The organism is Dactylosporangium sp. CS-047395 (assembly GCF_050942185.1).
Classification (GTDB): Bacteria; Actinomycetota; Actinomycetes; order Mycobacteriales; family Micromonosporaceae; genus Dactylosporangium.
Genome location: NZ_CP192015.1, coordinates 11120168 through 11134901 on the forward strand (window position 1 = coordinate 11120168; position 14734 = coordinate 11134901).

Here is a 14734-nt window from a genome sequence, read left to right on the forward strand (position 1 = left end):
ACCTGCCATTGGGGGTGTGGGTAACCGCGCACGCTAGGAACCCGGCAGGCATCTATAAAGATCTTTCCGACGCATCGGTACCGCATGTGCGCCGAACGGCACCGTCCGTGCGCCGAGTGACACCGATCACACCGGTTACCGGTGTTCTCGAAACATCGCTCAGCCGCGGTAGCGACCCCGCTCGTGCACCAGCGCCACGCCGGCCTCGCCCAGCTCGATGCGCTCGAGCTCACCCTCGACGAGCAGCGACCACCCCTTGGCCTCGGCGCCGACAAGCCGGCAGCCGGCCCACGAGCGGCCCCGCGGCACCGGACCGAAGTCGGTGCGGTCCCACTCGCCGGTCGCGAACAGCCCGCCCGGCGCCGGCATCAGGCCCGCGAACTTGTCGGCGAGCTGGCGGTCCTCGGCGGTCAGCAGGCTCACCGCGAAGCGCCCCGCCGCTTCGGCCGCGGTCCAGAAGTCGCTCTCGTCGTCGATCAGGCCCAGGACGCGGCCCGGGTCGCCGTCCACCACCAGCAGCGAGGAGACCGTCAAGCCGCGGTCGCCGGCGGCCGTCCACAGCGTGACCGCGGCCGGGAGTCGCCCGCGCAGGCGCCGCACGGGCGACTTGAGCTCGTCGGGGGTCGCGAACGGGTCGGAGGCGTGAATGCTCACGCCCCCATTCTCCCGGTCGTCAGGCCCGCTTCGGGGTCACCGCGGACAGGACCTCCGGCGCGCGCCGCTGCAGCACGTTGCCGGCCAGCCGGGTGCCCAGCCAGGCGATCGCGAAGCCCCAGGCCAGCCCGAGCGGCAGCAGGATCCAGGACGCGCCGTCGGGCAGCAGCACGAACGCGACGGCCAGCGGCGCGGTGAGGATCCAGGTGGCGAACATGCTCACGAACGACAGCAGCCCCTTGGCCCCGCCCCGGCCGCTGTTCATCGCGAACGGATTGGTCGAGTCCGGCATCGGATACGGCGCCAGGACCGACGTGATGCCCGCCGCGCCCACCGAGATGCCGAAGGCGCACAGGCCGACCCCGATGGCCGCCGGCAGCTGATCGGCGTGCCCACTCAAGATCGAAGCCGCGATGGTACCGGCGAGCAGCAGCGGAAACGCCAGGATGCCCACGGCCACGGCGCGGGCCGCCAGCTCGACCTGGCCGGGGACGGCGGTGAGCATGTGCAGGGCGTAGGCGGTGCCGTCGTTGCCGAACTGGTTCACCAGCACCAGGCCGACGAACGCGCCCGCGAACATCAGCGAGAACACCAGCGCGCCCTGGCTCAGCGAGGCGCGCTGGGACTCGCCCCCGTTGAAGCTGAAGGTGAAGGCGAACGGGATGACCACCGACGCCGCCAGCAGCGAGATCAGGCTGGCGCGGCGGCGGGGGTCGCGCAGCCAGTACCGCAGCTCGCGGGAGAGCAGCGCGGTGAACCGCCCGACCGGCAGGAACCGCACGATCCGCGGGACGAACGCGCGCACCGGCGTCTCGCCGCCGGCCGCCCGGTTCTTCGCGCCCGGACCGGCGGCGCTGCCGACCATGGCCGACTCGATGGTCCGCGACCACCACCACAGCAGCAGGGCGATGCCGGCCACGCCGATCAGCAGGCGCACCGGGACGAGGGCCCAGTCGCCGGCGATGGCGTCGGCGTAGGCGACGTACGGTGCGGCCAGCGGCGTCCACGACAGCACCTCGCCGACCGTGGTGGCCTGCCGCGACTCGCCGTGCTGGACGAGCGCGAAGACGAGCTGGAACACCGGATTGCACGAGATGCCCAGCAGCGCGATGAGCAGCGCGGCCAGGTCGCGGACCCGGCGGGAGCGCAGCATCCGGGCGAACGCGCTGGTCACCGCCCGGCTCGCGGCCACGCACACGCCCAGCCCGACGGCCGCGCCCACGACCGCGACGAGCACGGCCCCGACGCCGCCCTGCATCGCGGCGCCGATCACCGAGCCGAAGGTGGCCAGCAGCGTGACCGTCGGCGGGATGCCCACGAACGCCGCCGCCAGCATGCCGCCGATCAGCGTGCGGCGCGGCACCGGCAGCAGCGCGAACCGGGCCGGGTCGAGGGTCTCGTCGACGCCGAAGAACAGCAGCGGCACGAAGATCCAGGCGAGCACGAGCGCGGCGCCGGCGAAGGCGGCCACGGTCGGGCGCAGCGTGTCATTGGCCAGGCTGCTCGCGGCGAACGCGGCGAAGCCGATGAACGCGCCCCACAGGCCGAACAGCGCGCCGAAGATGAACAGGATGAGCCGCGAGTGCCGGCCGAGGCGTTTGCCCGCCGAGTCGGCCGCGTGCGATCGGCCGGGCCGCAGCGAGTTGCCGATGATGCGCAGTTTGAGGCGCACGAAGTACAAGATGCGCGGTTGGCTTGTCGGAATCGGCTCGTGCGGGCGCAGCGACGGGGGCTCCGCCGGGGCGGGCCGCTGCTGAGGGATCAGGCCGGGCCCGGGCACGCCGCCGGGCTCGCCGGGGCCGCCGGTCACAGCCACGACAGCTCCGCGCCGGTCGACACGCGGCCGCCGACCACGTCGACGAAGACGTCCTCGAGCTCGCGGCCGCCGCGGACCTGCTCGGTGGTGCCGACGACCTTGATCTGCCCGTCGGCCAGGATCGCGATGTGCGTGCACAGCTTCTCGACCACGGCCATGACGTGGCTGGAGAAGATGACCGTGCCGCCGTTGCGCACGTAGCGGATCAGGATGTCCCGGATGAGCGCGCCGGACACCGGGTCGACCGCCTCGAACGGCTCGTCGAGCACCAGCAGCCGCGGCGCGTGCAGCAGCGCGCAGGCCAGGCCGATCTTCTTCTTCATGCCGGCCGAGTAGTCCACGACCAGCGTCCGCCCGGCGTCGGCCAGGCCGAGCACGTCGAGCAGTTCGGCGGCCCGGGCGTCCACCACGTCCTGGGGAAGACCGCGGAGCAGCCCGGTGTACGCGAGCAGCTCACTGCCGGACAGCCGGTCGAACATCCGCGCGGAGTCCGGCAGCGCGCCCAGGCGCCGCTTGGCCTCGACCGGATCGGACCACACGTCGTGCCCGAGCACGTACGCGTGCCCGGCGTCGGGGCGCAGCAGCCCGACCGCCATCGACAGGGAGGTGGTCTTGCCGGCGCCGTTCGGGCCCAGCAGCCCGAAGAACGACCCGGTCGGCACGTCGAGGTCGACCCCGGCGACCGCGACCTTGTCATCGAAACGCTTCGTGAGCCCCCGCAGCGCGAGAGCCGAATTCGGCCCGCTCGTCACATTTCGAACGTAGGTCACGGTGTCCACCCTCGCCACTACAAGCGCAGCGCATCGGGCGCGTGCAGGCGAAGCATGATCGCTCCGACGCCCGCGGGCAAACGGTGCCTTGTCAGCAGGGAGACCAGAATCATGACCAGAAAGGCCAACGGCACGGACCAGGCGGCCGGTTGGGCCGTGAGCACGCCCGCCCAGCCGTCCAGCGGGCCGCCCAGCACGGTGAGCAGCACCGCGGTTGCGGCCGCCCCGCCGCCCACCACGATCCCGGCCGCCGCCCCGACCGCGGTGAGCCCGCGCCACCAGATGCCGAGCACCAGCAGCGGGCAGAAGCTCGACGCGGCGACGGCGAACGCGAGGCCGACGACCTGCGACACGTCGAGGCTGGCGACGAACAGGGCGAGCAGCAGCGGTACCACGCCCGCGAGCAACGCCGAGCGCCGGAAGTCGCGCACCGAGCCGTGCCCGAGCACGTCCGTCGACAGCACGCCGGCCACGCTGGTGAGCAGGCCGGACGAGGCGGACAGGAACGCCGCGAACGCCCCGGCCGCCACGAGCGCGCTCAGCAGCCGCCCGGTGACGCCGCCGCCGAGCACGGCCTGGGGCAGCAGGAGCACGACCGCGTCGGTGTTGCCGGTCATGAGCAGCTGCGGCGTGTAGATCCGGCCGAGCGCGCCGTACAACGTGGGGGTCAGGTAGAACACCCCGACCAGGCCGAGCACGACGAGGGTGGTCCGGCGCGCGGCCGCCCCGTCCGGGTTGGTGTAGAAGCGCACGAGCACGTGCGGCAGGCCCATGGTGCCCAGGAACGTGGCCAGGATGAGCGAGTAGGTGCCGAACAGGTCCTGCGGGTCGTCGCCGGGCAGCAGCCACTCGGCGGGCGAGTCGGCGGTGACGTCGACCACTTGCGGTACCGCGGCCGCTTCTGGAAACACCAGCCGAGCACCTTCCGTGACCGTGTGCTCGCCGGGGGTCAGCAGCAGGGTGCCGTTGGTCAGCACGCCGTCGACCAGGCCGTGCCCGTCGACCATGGTCGGTTCGCCGATCGTCATCCGGGTGTCGTGATCCACGTCGACGGTCGTGACGGCGGGAAAGCGGGGCCCGTCGGGCGCGGTCAGGGTGGGGTGGCCGTCAGCCTGCCACTGCATGACCAGGAACACGAAGGGCACGGCGAGGGCGGTGAGCTTCAGCCAGTACTGGAACGCCTGCACGAAGGTGATCGAGCGCATCCCGCCGAGGGCCACGTTCAGCGTCACCACCACGCCGACGAGCAGCGCGCCGAGGGCGTAGGGGGCGCCGGTCACCGTCTGCAGGGTGAGGCCGGCGCCCTGCAGCTGAGGGACGAGGTACAGCCAGCCGATGAACATCACGAACGCCGTCGCGAGCTTGCGCAGGCGCTTGGACCGCAGCCGTACCTCGCAGAAGTCGGGCAGCGTGAACGCACCCGAGCGGCGCAGCGGCGCGGCCACGAACAGCAGCAGCGCGAGGTAGCCGGCCGCGAACCCGACCGGGTACCAGAGCAGGTCGACGCCGTGCTTGAGGACCAGTCCGGCGACGCCGAGGAAGCTGGCCGCGGACAGGTACTCGCCGCTGATCGCGGCCGCGTTCCAGGTCGGGCTGACCATCCGCGAGGCGACGAGGAAATCCGACGTCGTGCGCGCGAACCGCAGCCCGTAGATGCCGATGGCCACGGTCGCGAGGGTGACCACGACGACGGCCGCGACCGAGTACTGATTCATGCCTTGGGGTTTTGGCCGCGGTCCTCGACGAGCGCGACGAACTCCTGCTCGTTCTTCTCGGACAGGTGCACGTACACCGCGCCGACCAGGTAGAGGAAGGGATAGGCCAGCACGCCGAGCAGCAGCCACGGCAGCGAGACCCCGAAGAGCCGGGCGTGCGCGACCGCGGGCACCGCCGCGAACAGCAACGGCAGCCCGCCGAGCCCGACCGCGACGACGGCCGAGAGCCGCACGGCCACGGAGAGCTGGGCCCGCACCAGCCCGCGGGCGAGGGCGGTGCCGACCGGGCTCTGCTCCTCCAGCTCGACGCGGGCCGGAGCAGGGTGGATCGGGGCCCGGGAGACGTCTCCGAGCACCACCCTGACGCGCGGAGTCGGCGGCTCCATGGACGGCAGTCTCGCAACGGGCGAGCGACAAAAGCAAGGGCCGACGTCCCCCGTTTGAACGTCGGCCCTCGCTCGGTTTCCTTCCTTCAGTACCGCCGATAACAGGGGTACTCCCCCGGCGCAACCGGCTCCGGAACGATCTGACGCGCGCGGGCCCGTGCCAGGTTCCACGCGCGCCAGTCGTCTTCGTTCTCGGTCAGGTCTCCCCGGATGTCCTGCAGCGCGCACTCCCGGGCGCCCGGCGGCAGCTTGTCGAGCTCTTCGGCGGCGTCGGCGGAGAGCGTGCGCAGGTACCAGATGTCGGCGTTGCTCCGATCGGCCCGGGCCACGTTGTGCGCGGCGATGAGGCGGTCGGGGTTGATCGCGGCGAGGCTGAGCAGGGTGATCACCCAGAGGCCGACGGCCGCCCGGCCGAGCCAGGTGTTCGGCTGCTCGCCGCGCTTCCTGGCCAGGCCGGCGATCATGACCAGCACGAAGAGGCTGCCGAGCCACAGCTCGACGGTGCTGACGAAGACGCGGAGCCTGGTGAAGCCGTACGCCTGCTCGTACACGTTCATGCGCCAGAGGGCCGAGCCGACCACGACGAGCGCGCAGGCCGCGAGGAGCCCGAGCGTGGCGCGGAGCAGGTTGCGGTCCTCGGGCGGGGCCTTGCGGGCTGACACCGCGATGACACCGAGCGTGAGTAGGGTGATGACGAGGAGTTGCCAGAAGCCCTTCCGGGCGTATTCCGCGAACGTCAGCCCGACGGTGCGCATGACGTAGTCGCGGTCCCCGAACAGCACCGTCAGCTGCACGGCGACGAACAGCAGGAAGATCGCGAGCACGGCCCCTACTGGAACCAGCCACTCGACTGTGCGGACGGCCTTGGCCCGCGGCGCTCGTTCCCCGACCGCCGAGGGGTTCGCCACCAGGAACGCCGCACCCAACGCCAAGCCGGCGGCGGCCATGCCGACCAGCGCCCAACGCACGATGACGTCGGCGTCGACCGACGGGATGATCGCGTCCACGACCCGCGCGAAACCGGCATCCGCGCTGGCGAAGAGGGCGCCGAAGAGTATTAGGAGGGCTATACCGATCGCTATGGAGGCCAGTAGCCGGAGGGCCTTGTTGCCGTGCCCGTCGGCCTCGACTGCATCGCCCGCTTGACCGCTGCCGACCGTGGCTGCCTGGCCACTGCCGACCGTGGCTGCCTGGCCACTGCCGACCGTGGCTGCCTGGCCACTGCCGACCGTGGCTGCCTGGCCACCCACGACCCCGCCGGCGTGACTCCTCGCGGTTTCGCCGGATCGAGTCGCCGTGCGGTCATTGCTCGACGCGGTGGTGGCCGCGCTCGATCCTGCGGTCGTTGTGGGCTCGTTGGCGCCGGGCTGAACCGCTGCCGGCCCTGCACCTGGCGAGGCGGTTGGTCCTTCCGATGCGGTGGGTGTGCTCGGCGCGGTGGGTGCTGTGCGGGTCGGTCTGGTCAGGCCGGCGGCTGACCAGGGGACGGCGCGGAAGGCGGCGAAGACGAGGTTGAAGGGAGCGACCAGGACCGCGGGGATGCGGCGGTGCAGGCCGACGGCGAGGGCCAGGCAGCCGAAGGCGGTCAGGGCGCTCAACGTGAACAGCCACTCGGCGGCCCGGAAGAAGCCGACCGACAGCAGCGCCAGCGCGGCCACGCACCACAGCAGCGACTCCACCCGCTGCGCGGTCCTGGCCGGTTGGCGGCGCACGAGGAGCACGGCCAGCGGCACCAGCACGCCCAGGCCCGCGATGGGCCAGCCGATGCCGGGCCGGTCCGGGGGCAGGGCGACGGCGGCGACGATCGCGGCGACCAGCGCCCCGTACAGCGCGGTGCTGCTCGCGGCCGGGCTCCGCACCGGCCAGGCCCGTTGCCACAGGGTCGGCGGCGGCGGGCCCAGGCGGAACGGGTTCATCAGCGCCGGATTCGGCAGCGGCGGCGGCGAAAGCGGGCCCGGCGGCCGGGGTGCGAACGTGCCGGGCGGTCGCGTGGCCACCGCCACCTGCCCCGCCACCTGCCCCGCCACCTGCCCCGCCTGCTGTCCCGCCTGCTGCCCGGGCGGTGCGAATCCCCCGGCCGGCGATGGCGATGGCAATGGCGACTGCAATGGCGACGGCGACGGCGACGATGAGGGCGATCGCGATGGCAACGGCGGCGATGAGGGCGATGGCGATGACGCGGCACCGGGCGGCGCTCCCGGGGCGGCTTGGGATCCGGACGGCTTCGCGGGCTGCTCTGGCGTTTCGGACATGACTCGGTGAGCTCCTCACACAGGGCGATCGAGCAACGGCAACGACGTCAGCAACGGCAACGACCAACGGCAACGAGCAACGAGCAACGACGTCGACAACGGCAACGGCGACCGCGACCGCGACGAACAACGGCAACGACGACCGCGACCGCGACCGCGACGGTGACGGCCACGGGGAACGGAAATGCGCGCGCGGCATTGCGCGATCGGCCGGAGCGGCGGCCGTCACGAACCAAACGGAAGTGCGGAGGACTACGCGGGCAGCGTCACGCGGATTCGGCAGCCTGGCAGGTCGTCCGGCTGTTCGACGACCGCGATCGTCCCGTCGTGCAACTGCGTCAGCCACTGGGCGATCGCCAGGCCCAGGCCCGTGCCGCCGCCCGAGGCGCGGGCGCCCCGGGTGAAGCGTTCGAACACGCGCTCCCGTTCGGCGTGCGGGATGCCCGGGCCCTCGTCGGCGACCTCGATCATGACTCGGCCCGGTTCCCGGCGGCCCAGGATGGTCACCGTGCCGCCGTCGGGGCTGTGTCTGGTGGCGTTGTCGACGAGGTTGGTCAGGACGTGGTGCAGGCGCGCGCGGTCGGCGCGGATCAGGGCGTTCTCCGGGAACGAGCAGGACAGGTAGTCCACCTTGTAGCCGGCCGCCGTCGCCTTCACCTCGGCCTCGGCCACCACCTCGTGCAAGAGGTCCTCGATGTGGAACAGCTCGCGATCAAGGGGTACGACGCCCGCGTCCAGGCGGGAGATGTCCAGCAGTTCGGTGACCAGGTGGCCCAGGCGCTCGGTCTGGGCCAGTGCGGTGCGCAGCGTGGCCGGGTCGGGCTCGGCCACGCCGTCCACGATGTTCTCCAGCATGGCCTGCAGGGCGGAGATCGGCGTCCGCAGCTCGTGGGAGACGTTGGCGATCAGCTCGCGGCGCTGCTGGTCGGCGGCGGCCAGTTCGCCGACCATCTGGTTGAAGGCGACCGCCAGCTGGCCGACCTCGTCGCGCGACGTGGCGCGGACCCGGGTCGAGTAGTCGCCGCGGGCCATCGCGCGGGCGGCCGCCGTCATCTCGCGCAGGGGGCGGGTCACGCCGTGGGCCAGGACCTGGGAGGTGACCAGGCCGACGGTCAGCGCGATGTAGGTCGTGTTCGGCGGGATCCAGCCGATGCCGATCCAGAACACGCCGAGACCCGCGCAGGCCGAGGCGAGGAGCAGCACGGCGAGCTTGAGCTTGATCGAGCGCAGCGGGTCGAGCGGGCGCGGGAGGAGGTCAGCCAGGCGTGTCATGCGGACTCCAGGGCATAGCCGACACCGTGGACCGTGCGGATCAGGTCGGCACCGAGTTTGCGGCGCAGGGCCTTGATGTGGCTGTCGACGGTACGGGTGCCGGAAGCATCCGCCCATCCCCAGACCTCGGCCAGCAGGCGCTCGCGGGGCAGGACCGTGCGCGGCCGGCTGGCGAGATTGACCAGCAGGTCGAACTCGGTCGGGGTGAGGTGGGCCTCGATGCCGGCCCGGGTGACGCGGCGCTGCGCCCGGTTGATCTCGAGGTCGCCGAGGACGATCGGGGTCTGGTTGGGGTCGGGCTGCACCTGGGCGAGCCGCTCCAGCCGGCGGAGCAGCACGTGCACCCGGGCGGCCAGTTCGCGCATCGAGAACGGCTTGGTCAGGTAGTCGTCGGCGCCGACGGCCAGCCCGACGAGCAGGTCGTTCTCGTCGTCGCGGGCGGTGAGCATGAGCACCGCCACCGGACGTTCGGCCTGGATGCGCCGGCACACCTCGAGGCCGTCGAAGCCGGGCAGCATCACGTCGAGCACCACGAGGTCCGGGCGGATGAGCCGGGCGGCGGCGACCGCGGAGGGGCCGTCGTGCGCGGTGTCGACGGAGAAGCCCTCGGCCCGCAGCCGTACCGCGATCGACTCCGCGATCATCCGCTCGTCGTCCACGACGAGCACGCGGCGCCGCTCACCACCTGGGTTCATGTACCTGAGCGTAGGCCCGTGACGTGCAGGCCCTCAGTCGGCGATGTGCAGGATCTGTGAAGACCTCAGCCCCACGACTTCGCCGCTCGCACCAGGCGATCTTTCAACTCCCGAGTGTGACGACGCGATACGGGCAGCTCGTGGTCGTCGATCAGCACCACGTACCCCGTGTTGGTCATGCGCAGTTCGGTGATGAGCTTGAGCTGCACGAGGTACGAGCGATGGATCCTGACGAATCCGGCATCGGCCCACCGCTCGGCCAGCGTGGCCAGCGACACCCGGACGAGGTGCGAGGCGTCGGCGGTGTGCAGGCGCGCGTAGTCGCCCTGCGCCTCGACCCACCGGACCGACGAGCGCGGCAGCATCCGGGTCGTGCCGGCGAGCTCGACGGGGATGGTCGGGTCGTCCTGGCGGTCGCGGCGCGCGGCCACGGCGGGGTGGGTGGGCACGAGCCGGGTGGCCAGCACCCGCCGGATGGACTCCGCGAGGCGGTCGGCGCGCACCGGCTTGCGCACGTAGTCGGCGACCCCGAGGTCGAACGCCTCGGCCGCGCGGTCGTCGTACGCCGTGACGAACACGACCGCCGGCGGCTTGGCGAACCGGCCGAGGACCCGGGCCAGCTCCATCCCGTCGAGCCCCGGCATGCGGATGTCCAGGAACACCGCGTCGACGTCGGCGTCGCGCAGCACCCGCAGCGCCTCGGTCGCGTCCCCGGCGCAGTGCAGGCGGCCGACCCGGGGATCGGCCCGCAGCAGGTACGCGAGCTCGTCCAGCGCCGGCACCTCGTCGTCGACGGCCAGCACGCGCAGAAAGCCGTGATCACTCAATGTGAACTCACCCCCGGGTGGAACTTCGGCACGCGCATGCTCACCTTGGTGCCGGCATCGGGCGCGGTCTCCACCACGACGCCGAACCCGTCCCCGAAAACCGAACGTAGCCGATCGTCGACGTTGCGCAAGCCCACGTGCTGGCCCGCGTCGGCGCCGGTGTCGTCGGCGGTGAGCAGGGCGGCCGGGTCCATGCCGACTCCGTCGTCCTCGACCGTGATGTGACACTCGGCCCCGGCGTCGCGGGCCACGATGCTGACCGTCCCCATCCCGGGCTTGCGTGACAGCCCGTGCCGCACCGCGTTCTCGACCAGCGGCTGCAGGCACAGGAACGGCAACGTCACCGGCAGCACCTCGGGCGCGATCTGCAGCCGCACCTGCAGCCGCTCACCGAAGCGGGCCCGCTCGATGGTGAGGTATCGGTCGATGGATCGCAGTTCCTCGGCGAGCGTGGTGAATTCTCCGTGGGCCCGGAAGCTGTACCGCGTGAACTCCGCGAACTCGAGGATGAGCTCCCGCGCCAGCTCCGGGTCGGTGCGCACGAAGCTCGCGATGGCCGTCAGCGCGTTGTAGATGAAGTGCGGGCTGATCTGCGCCCGCAGCGCCCGCACCTCGGCCCGGGCCAGCCGCGCCCGCGAGGTGTCGAGCTCGGCCAGGGCCAGCTGCGTCCCGACCCACCGCGCGGTCTCGGCCGTCGCCTGCACCAGCCCCGGCGCCGGCGGCCCGTCGGAGAGCGCCACGAGGGCCCCTTCCCGCTGCGCCAGCGGCACCACCACCGCACCCCGGATCGGACAGTCCACCAGGTCGCAGGGCAGATCCCGGCCGGACAGCACGGTGGGCCGCCCGGCGGCGACGGCCTTGACCGCCGCGGCCGCCGCGTGATCCCGGTGATGCTCCCCGATCCCGTCGAAGGCGAGCACCCGCCGGGCGTCGGTGACCGCGATGCCGGCGGCCCCGGTGAGCGTCCGCAGGTGCCGGATGGCCTTCCCGGCCGCGACCTCGGTGAGCCCGTTGCGCAGCGGCTCGGCGGCGAGCTCGGCGATGTGCAGCACGTCGTACGTGGCCCGCTGCGCCGCGGTCGCGATGGCCCGGCGGCCACGATGCCGGATCACGGCGTAGACCGCACCGCCGAGCGCGCACACGAGCACGACGACGATCAGCCCGGCGACGAGGTTGGCAGCCACGCCGACATCGTCAGCTAGTACGCGCCCTTACGGAAGACCACGACCCAGATCGTGCGCCACATGGTGTGCAGGTCCAGGACCAGCGACCAGTTGTCCACGTAGTACAGGTCCAGCCGGACCGCGTCGTCCCAGCTCAGGTCGCTGCGCCCGGAGACCTGCCAGAGGCCGGTGATGCCCGGGCGGACCAGCAGGCGGCGGCGCACGTCGCCCAGGAAGTCGCCGTCCTCGGCCGGTAGCGGGCGCGGGCCGACCAGCGACATCTCGCCCATGAGCACGTTGATGAGCTGCGGCAGTTCGTCGATCGAGGAGGCGCGCAGCCAGCGGCCGACCCGGAACACGCGCGGGTCGTTCTTCATCTTGAAGAGCAGGCCGTCGCTCTCGTTCTGGTCACTGAGCGTGGCCAGGCGCTCCTCGGCGTCGACGTACATCGTCCGCAGTTTCCAGACCTTGAACGTCTTGCCCTCGCGGCCGATGCGGGGCTGGCGGAAGAAGATCGGGCCGCGGTCCGAGAGCTTGATGGCCAGCGCCACGAACGGGAACAGCGGCAGGCAGATGAGCAGGCCGAGCAGGGCCAGGACGCGGTCGATGATGTTCTTGAACAGCCAGCCGAGGCCGGAGAGCTTGGGCTCCTCGACGTAGAGCAGCGGGATGCCCTCGATCGGGCGGATGTGCACGCGCGGGCCGGCGATGTCGGTCAGCTGGGGCGCCACGGCGAGGTCGATGCCGGTGCCCTCGAGCTGCCAGGCGAGCCGGCGCAGCTCCACGGGCTCGGCGCTGGCCGAGCCGCAGACCGCGATCGTGTCGGCGTTGAGCTCGCGGACCAGGGAGAGGATGTCGCGGCCGGCGTGCACGGGCACCGGGGTCACCGTGCTCGGCCGCGGCGCGTAGCCCTCGGTCAGGTGGATGCCGACCGGCACCAGGCCGGCGGCGGGGTCGCGGGCGATCGCCGCGTGCACCTCCAGCGCCTCCTGCAGGGTGCCGATGAGCAGCATGCGGTGGGTCGCGAGGTGGAACTTGGTGCGGGCGAGGGCCAGGGCGCGGCGCGCGATGTACCGGAAGATCAGCACGAAGACCAGGCCGCCGACCAGCGCGGAGCCGACCGAGAACCGGGAGACGTCGACCTTGAAGGCGAAGGCCGCGAAGGCGACGATCGCCACCACCGACCACGAGGCGCGGACCACCCGCTTGAACTCGTCGGTGCCGGCGCCCAGGTAGCGGCGGTCGTAGCAGCCGTGGCCCCAGAGCACGAGCAGCCACACGGCCGGCAGCAGCAGGTAGGCGACGAGCCCGAAGAGCTCGGGGCTGTTCTGGAAGCCGGAGTCGGCCTTGGGCAGGTTGGCCGCGGCGGTCAGCGAGGCGAGCGCGGCCGCGCCCATGTCGAGCAGGACCAGGATGGCCCCGTACGGCCGGTGCCACCGAGCCAGCCGCTTGGCCCGTTGCCAGCCCGATCGCGGCACGCCGTTCGGACCCGTTGGCACCACAGCGTGATCAGGAAGAATCTCGAAGCTGTCGAGTTCACCCAAGGTCGATCTCCGGCTCGGCGGGGTGGCCGGACGTTGGAGACTAGCGGTCACCTCAGTGCGTCCTCTCGCGCCGCGACCAAGAATCGCGGCACAGCTCTGCTCGGCCGGTTGTGAAGTTCGGCTGCGAAGTTCACGGGCACCGGAAAGCTCGTGCAAAGTGTCCCATGAGCGCCGTAGCAACCGATGACGACCGGCCGACACTAGTTGCTGAACGTTAGCGCTGTCGAGTGCACTGGCGTAGGGCGGACAGAACTGCGCGTGACAATCACCCCGAGTAGCCCAGCACCCACCAAAGCACACAGAAGCGGCACCGCGCTCCCCAACGGGGGAGTCCACGATCCCCCGAACGGGTTGAGTCCGGCCGAGATGCCGCGGTCGAAGCGTGTCATGACCCGAGCAAGGGCATAGAGCTGCATCGGTACCGTCAGTGCCGCCGCCACCAGCACCGCCCGTTCCCGCCAGCGCGATCCGGACAGCCACCCTGAGTAACCGGCAGCGACCGGGGCGAGCAGGATCACCCCCACGCCGAGGGGCATCACGTACCGGCCGTGGGCGAACTGCCCGACCTTCGGCGCGAAGTACAACTCCAGGGCCACCAGCAGGGCGGCGCTGCCGACGAAGGCCGTCGCGATGCCGAGGCGCAGGCGGCGGTCGCCGAGGACGAGGGCGGGCGCGACCAGGGCGAGGCACAGGACGTACCAGAGACCGATGACGGCGATCGAGATCGTGGTCTCGCCATAGTTGAACTGGCCGATGATCTGCCGGGCCCAGAACTCGGCGCGGCCGTCCGCGATGTCGGACAGGATCGCGCCCGAGCTCGTCGGCGGGATCGGCCGGCCCGCGTCGAGGTCGCTGCTCCGCGACGCGACCGCGGCCCAGAACACCGCGAAGGCCGCACCCAGGGCGGCCGGGACGAGGAACGCCCGCCGGAGCAGCACCCGGGGATGCTGCCGGGTCACGAACAGCGCCAGCGCGATGTCCGCCAGCGCGAAGAACGGCCCCAGGTCGCGGACGGTGAACAGCAGCAGCGCACCCACTCCGGCCAGGGCGAATCGGCGGTGCAGCAGCGCCACGAAGAGCAGCACGGCCGCGCTGATCTCCAGCCCGTTGGGGTTGATCGAGCCGGCCAGGTCGGCCAGCATCGGGGTCGTGACCAGCACCACGGCGAGCCGCTCCAGCCGGCCGGGCGCGATCGCCACCGCCGCCGCGAGCAGCGCGGCCGACAGCGCCGCCGACAGCAGCCGGGCCCAGATCAGGCCGGTGCCGTCGGGGCTGATCCGCAGCGGCAGGCCGACCAGCGCGTAGTACACCGGGCTGTACCGCGCGGCCGCGCTCGGCACCAGCGTCTCGGTCCGGTCACCGGTCGTCACCAGGCAGGACGCCGGGTGGTAGACCGGCTTGTCGATGAAGGTGCAGTCGGCGTTCTCCGGCAGCAGGCTCCGCGGACCGACGAACGCGCTGGTCACGATGCCGCTGGCGTCCGCCGTGCGGTCGTGCGGCAGCCACTGGGCGTCCCAGACCGCGTAGGCCCGGACGAGATGCTGCTTCTCGTCGTAGGTCCCGTTCACCGGCAGCGCGAGGGCCCACGCCGCACCGAGGAGGAAGAACGCGGCGAAAGCCACGAGGAACGCACGACGCAC

Annotated in this window: 12 protein-coding genes; all 12 read right to left on the reverse strand. The window is 72.0% G+C overall.

Going from position 1 to position 14734, the window contains the following annotated elements; genetic code table 11:
- Nucleotides 1-159 precede the first annotated feature (159 nt).
- The 12 genes from ACQP00_RS51960 to ACQP00_RS52015 all read right to left on the reverse strand — a co-directional run bounded on the left by ACQP00_RS51960 (nt 160) and on the right by ACQP00_RS52015 (nt 14734).
- Nucleotides 160-654, reverse strand: coding sequence for a flavin reductase family protein (locus ACQP00_RS51960; protein WP_433212157.1), 495 nt, complete (start codon nt 652-654; stop codon nt 160-162).
- A 19-nt stretch (nt 655-673) separates the two neighbouring features.
- Nucleotides 674-2470: an ABC transporter permease gene (locus ACQP00_RS51965; protein ID WP_433212160.1), complete on the reverse strand. Its 1797-nt coding sequence runs from the start codon at nt 2468-2470 to the stop codon at nt 674-676.
- Complete coding sequence (locus ACQP00_RS51970; RefSeq protein WP_433212163.1) at nt 2461-3222, reverse strand: ABC transporter ATP-binding protein; 762 nt, start codon at nt 3220-3222, stop codon at nt 2461-2463. Before ACQP00_RS51970 ends, ACQP00_RS51965 begins: the two co-directional genes overlap by 10 nt.
- A gap of 35 nt (nt 3223-3257) precedes the next feature.
- Nucleotides 3258-4955 (reverse strand): cation acetate symporter, encoded by a 1698-nt coding sequence (locus ACQP00_RS51975; protein WP_433212166.1) that lies wholly within the window; start codon nt 4953-4955, stop codon nt 3258-3260.
- Nucleotides 4952-5341, reverse strand: a complete 390-nt coding sequence (locus ACQP00_RS51980; protein WP_433212169.1) for a hypothetical protein — start codon at nt 5339-5341, stop codon at nt 4952-4954. The genes ACQP00_RS51975 and ACQP00_RS51980 overlap by 4 nt, the downstream gene beginning before the upstream one ends.
- Nucleotides 5342-5427: 86 nt before the next feature.
- On the reverse strand, nt 5428-7368 hold the full coding sequence (locus ACQP00_RS51985; RefSeq protein WP_433212171.1) for a DUF4153 domain-containing protein: 1941 nt from the start codon (nt 7366-7368) through the stop codon (nt 5428-5430).
- A gap of 477 nt (nt 7369-7845) precedes the next feature.
- Complete coding sequence (locus ACQP00_RS51990) at nt 7846-8865, reverse strand: HAMP domain-containing sensor histidine kinase (RefSeq protein ID WP_433212175.1); 1020 nt, start codon at nt 8863-8865, stop codon at nt 7846-7848.
- On the reverse strand, nt 8862-9560 hold the full coding sequence (locus ACQP00_RS51995) for a response regulator (RefSeq protein ID WP_433053858.1): 699 nt from the start codon (nt 9558-9560) through the stop codon (nt 8862-8864). The genes ACQP00_RS51990 and ACQP00_RS51995 overlap by 4 nt, the downstream gene beginning before the upstream one ends.
- Before the next feature lie 65 nt (nt 9561-9625).
- The gene (locus ACQP00_RS52000; protein WP_433212178.1) at nt 9626-10387 is read right to left on the reverse strand and encodes a LytR/AlgR family response regulator transcription factor; all 762 of its coding nucleotides are present in this window, start codon (nt 10385-10387) and stop codon (nt 9626-9628) included.
- The gene (locus ACQP00_RS52005) at nt 10384-11571 is read right to left on the reverse strand and encodes a sensor histidine kinase (RefSeq protein WP_433212181.1); all 1188 of its coding nucleotides are present in this window, start codon (nt 11569-11571) and stop codon (nt 10384-10386) included. Before ACQP00_RS52005 ends, ACQP00_RS52000 begins: the two co-directional genes overlap by 4 nt.
- A gap of 14 nt (nt 11572-11585) precedes the next feature.
- On the reverse strand, nt 11586-13094 hold the full coding sequence (locus ACQP00_RS52010; protein ID WP_433212184.1) for a sugar transferase: 1509 nt from the start codon (nt 13092-13094) through the stop codon (nt 11586-11588).
- A 200-nt stretch (nt 13095-13294) separates the two neighbouring features.
- Nucleotides 13295-14734, reverse strand: a complete 1440-nt coding sequence (locus ACQP00_RS52015) for a DUF2142 domain-containing protein (protein ID WP_433212187.1) — start codon at nt 14732-14734, stop codon at nt 13295-13297.

Excerpts from the sequence above, each read along its gene's own strand:
- ACQP00_RS51975 (WP_433212166.1), bottom strand. The coding sequence starts at position 4,955 with ATGAATCAGTACTCGGTCGCGGCCGTCGTCGTGGTCACCCTCGCGACC.
- ACQP00_RS51980 (WP_433212169.1), bottom strand. The coding sequence starts at position 5,341 with ATGGAGCCGCCGACTCCGCGCGTCAGGGTGGTGCTCGGAGACGTCTCC.
- ACQP00_RS51990 (WP_433212175.1), bottom strand. The coding sequence starts at position 8,865 with ATGACACGCCTGGCTGACCTCCTCCCGCGCCCGCTCGACCCGCTGCGC.
- ACQP00_RS51995 (WP_433053858.1), bottom strand. The coding sequence starts at position 9,560 with ATGAACCCAGGTGGTGAGCGGCGCCGCGTGCTCGTCGTGGACGACGAG.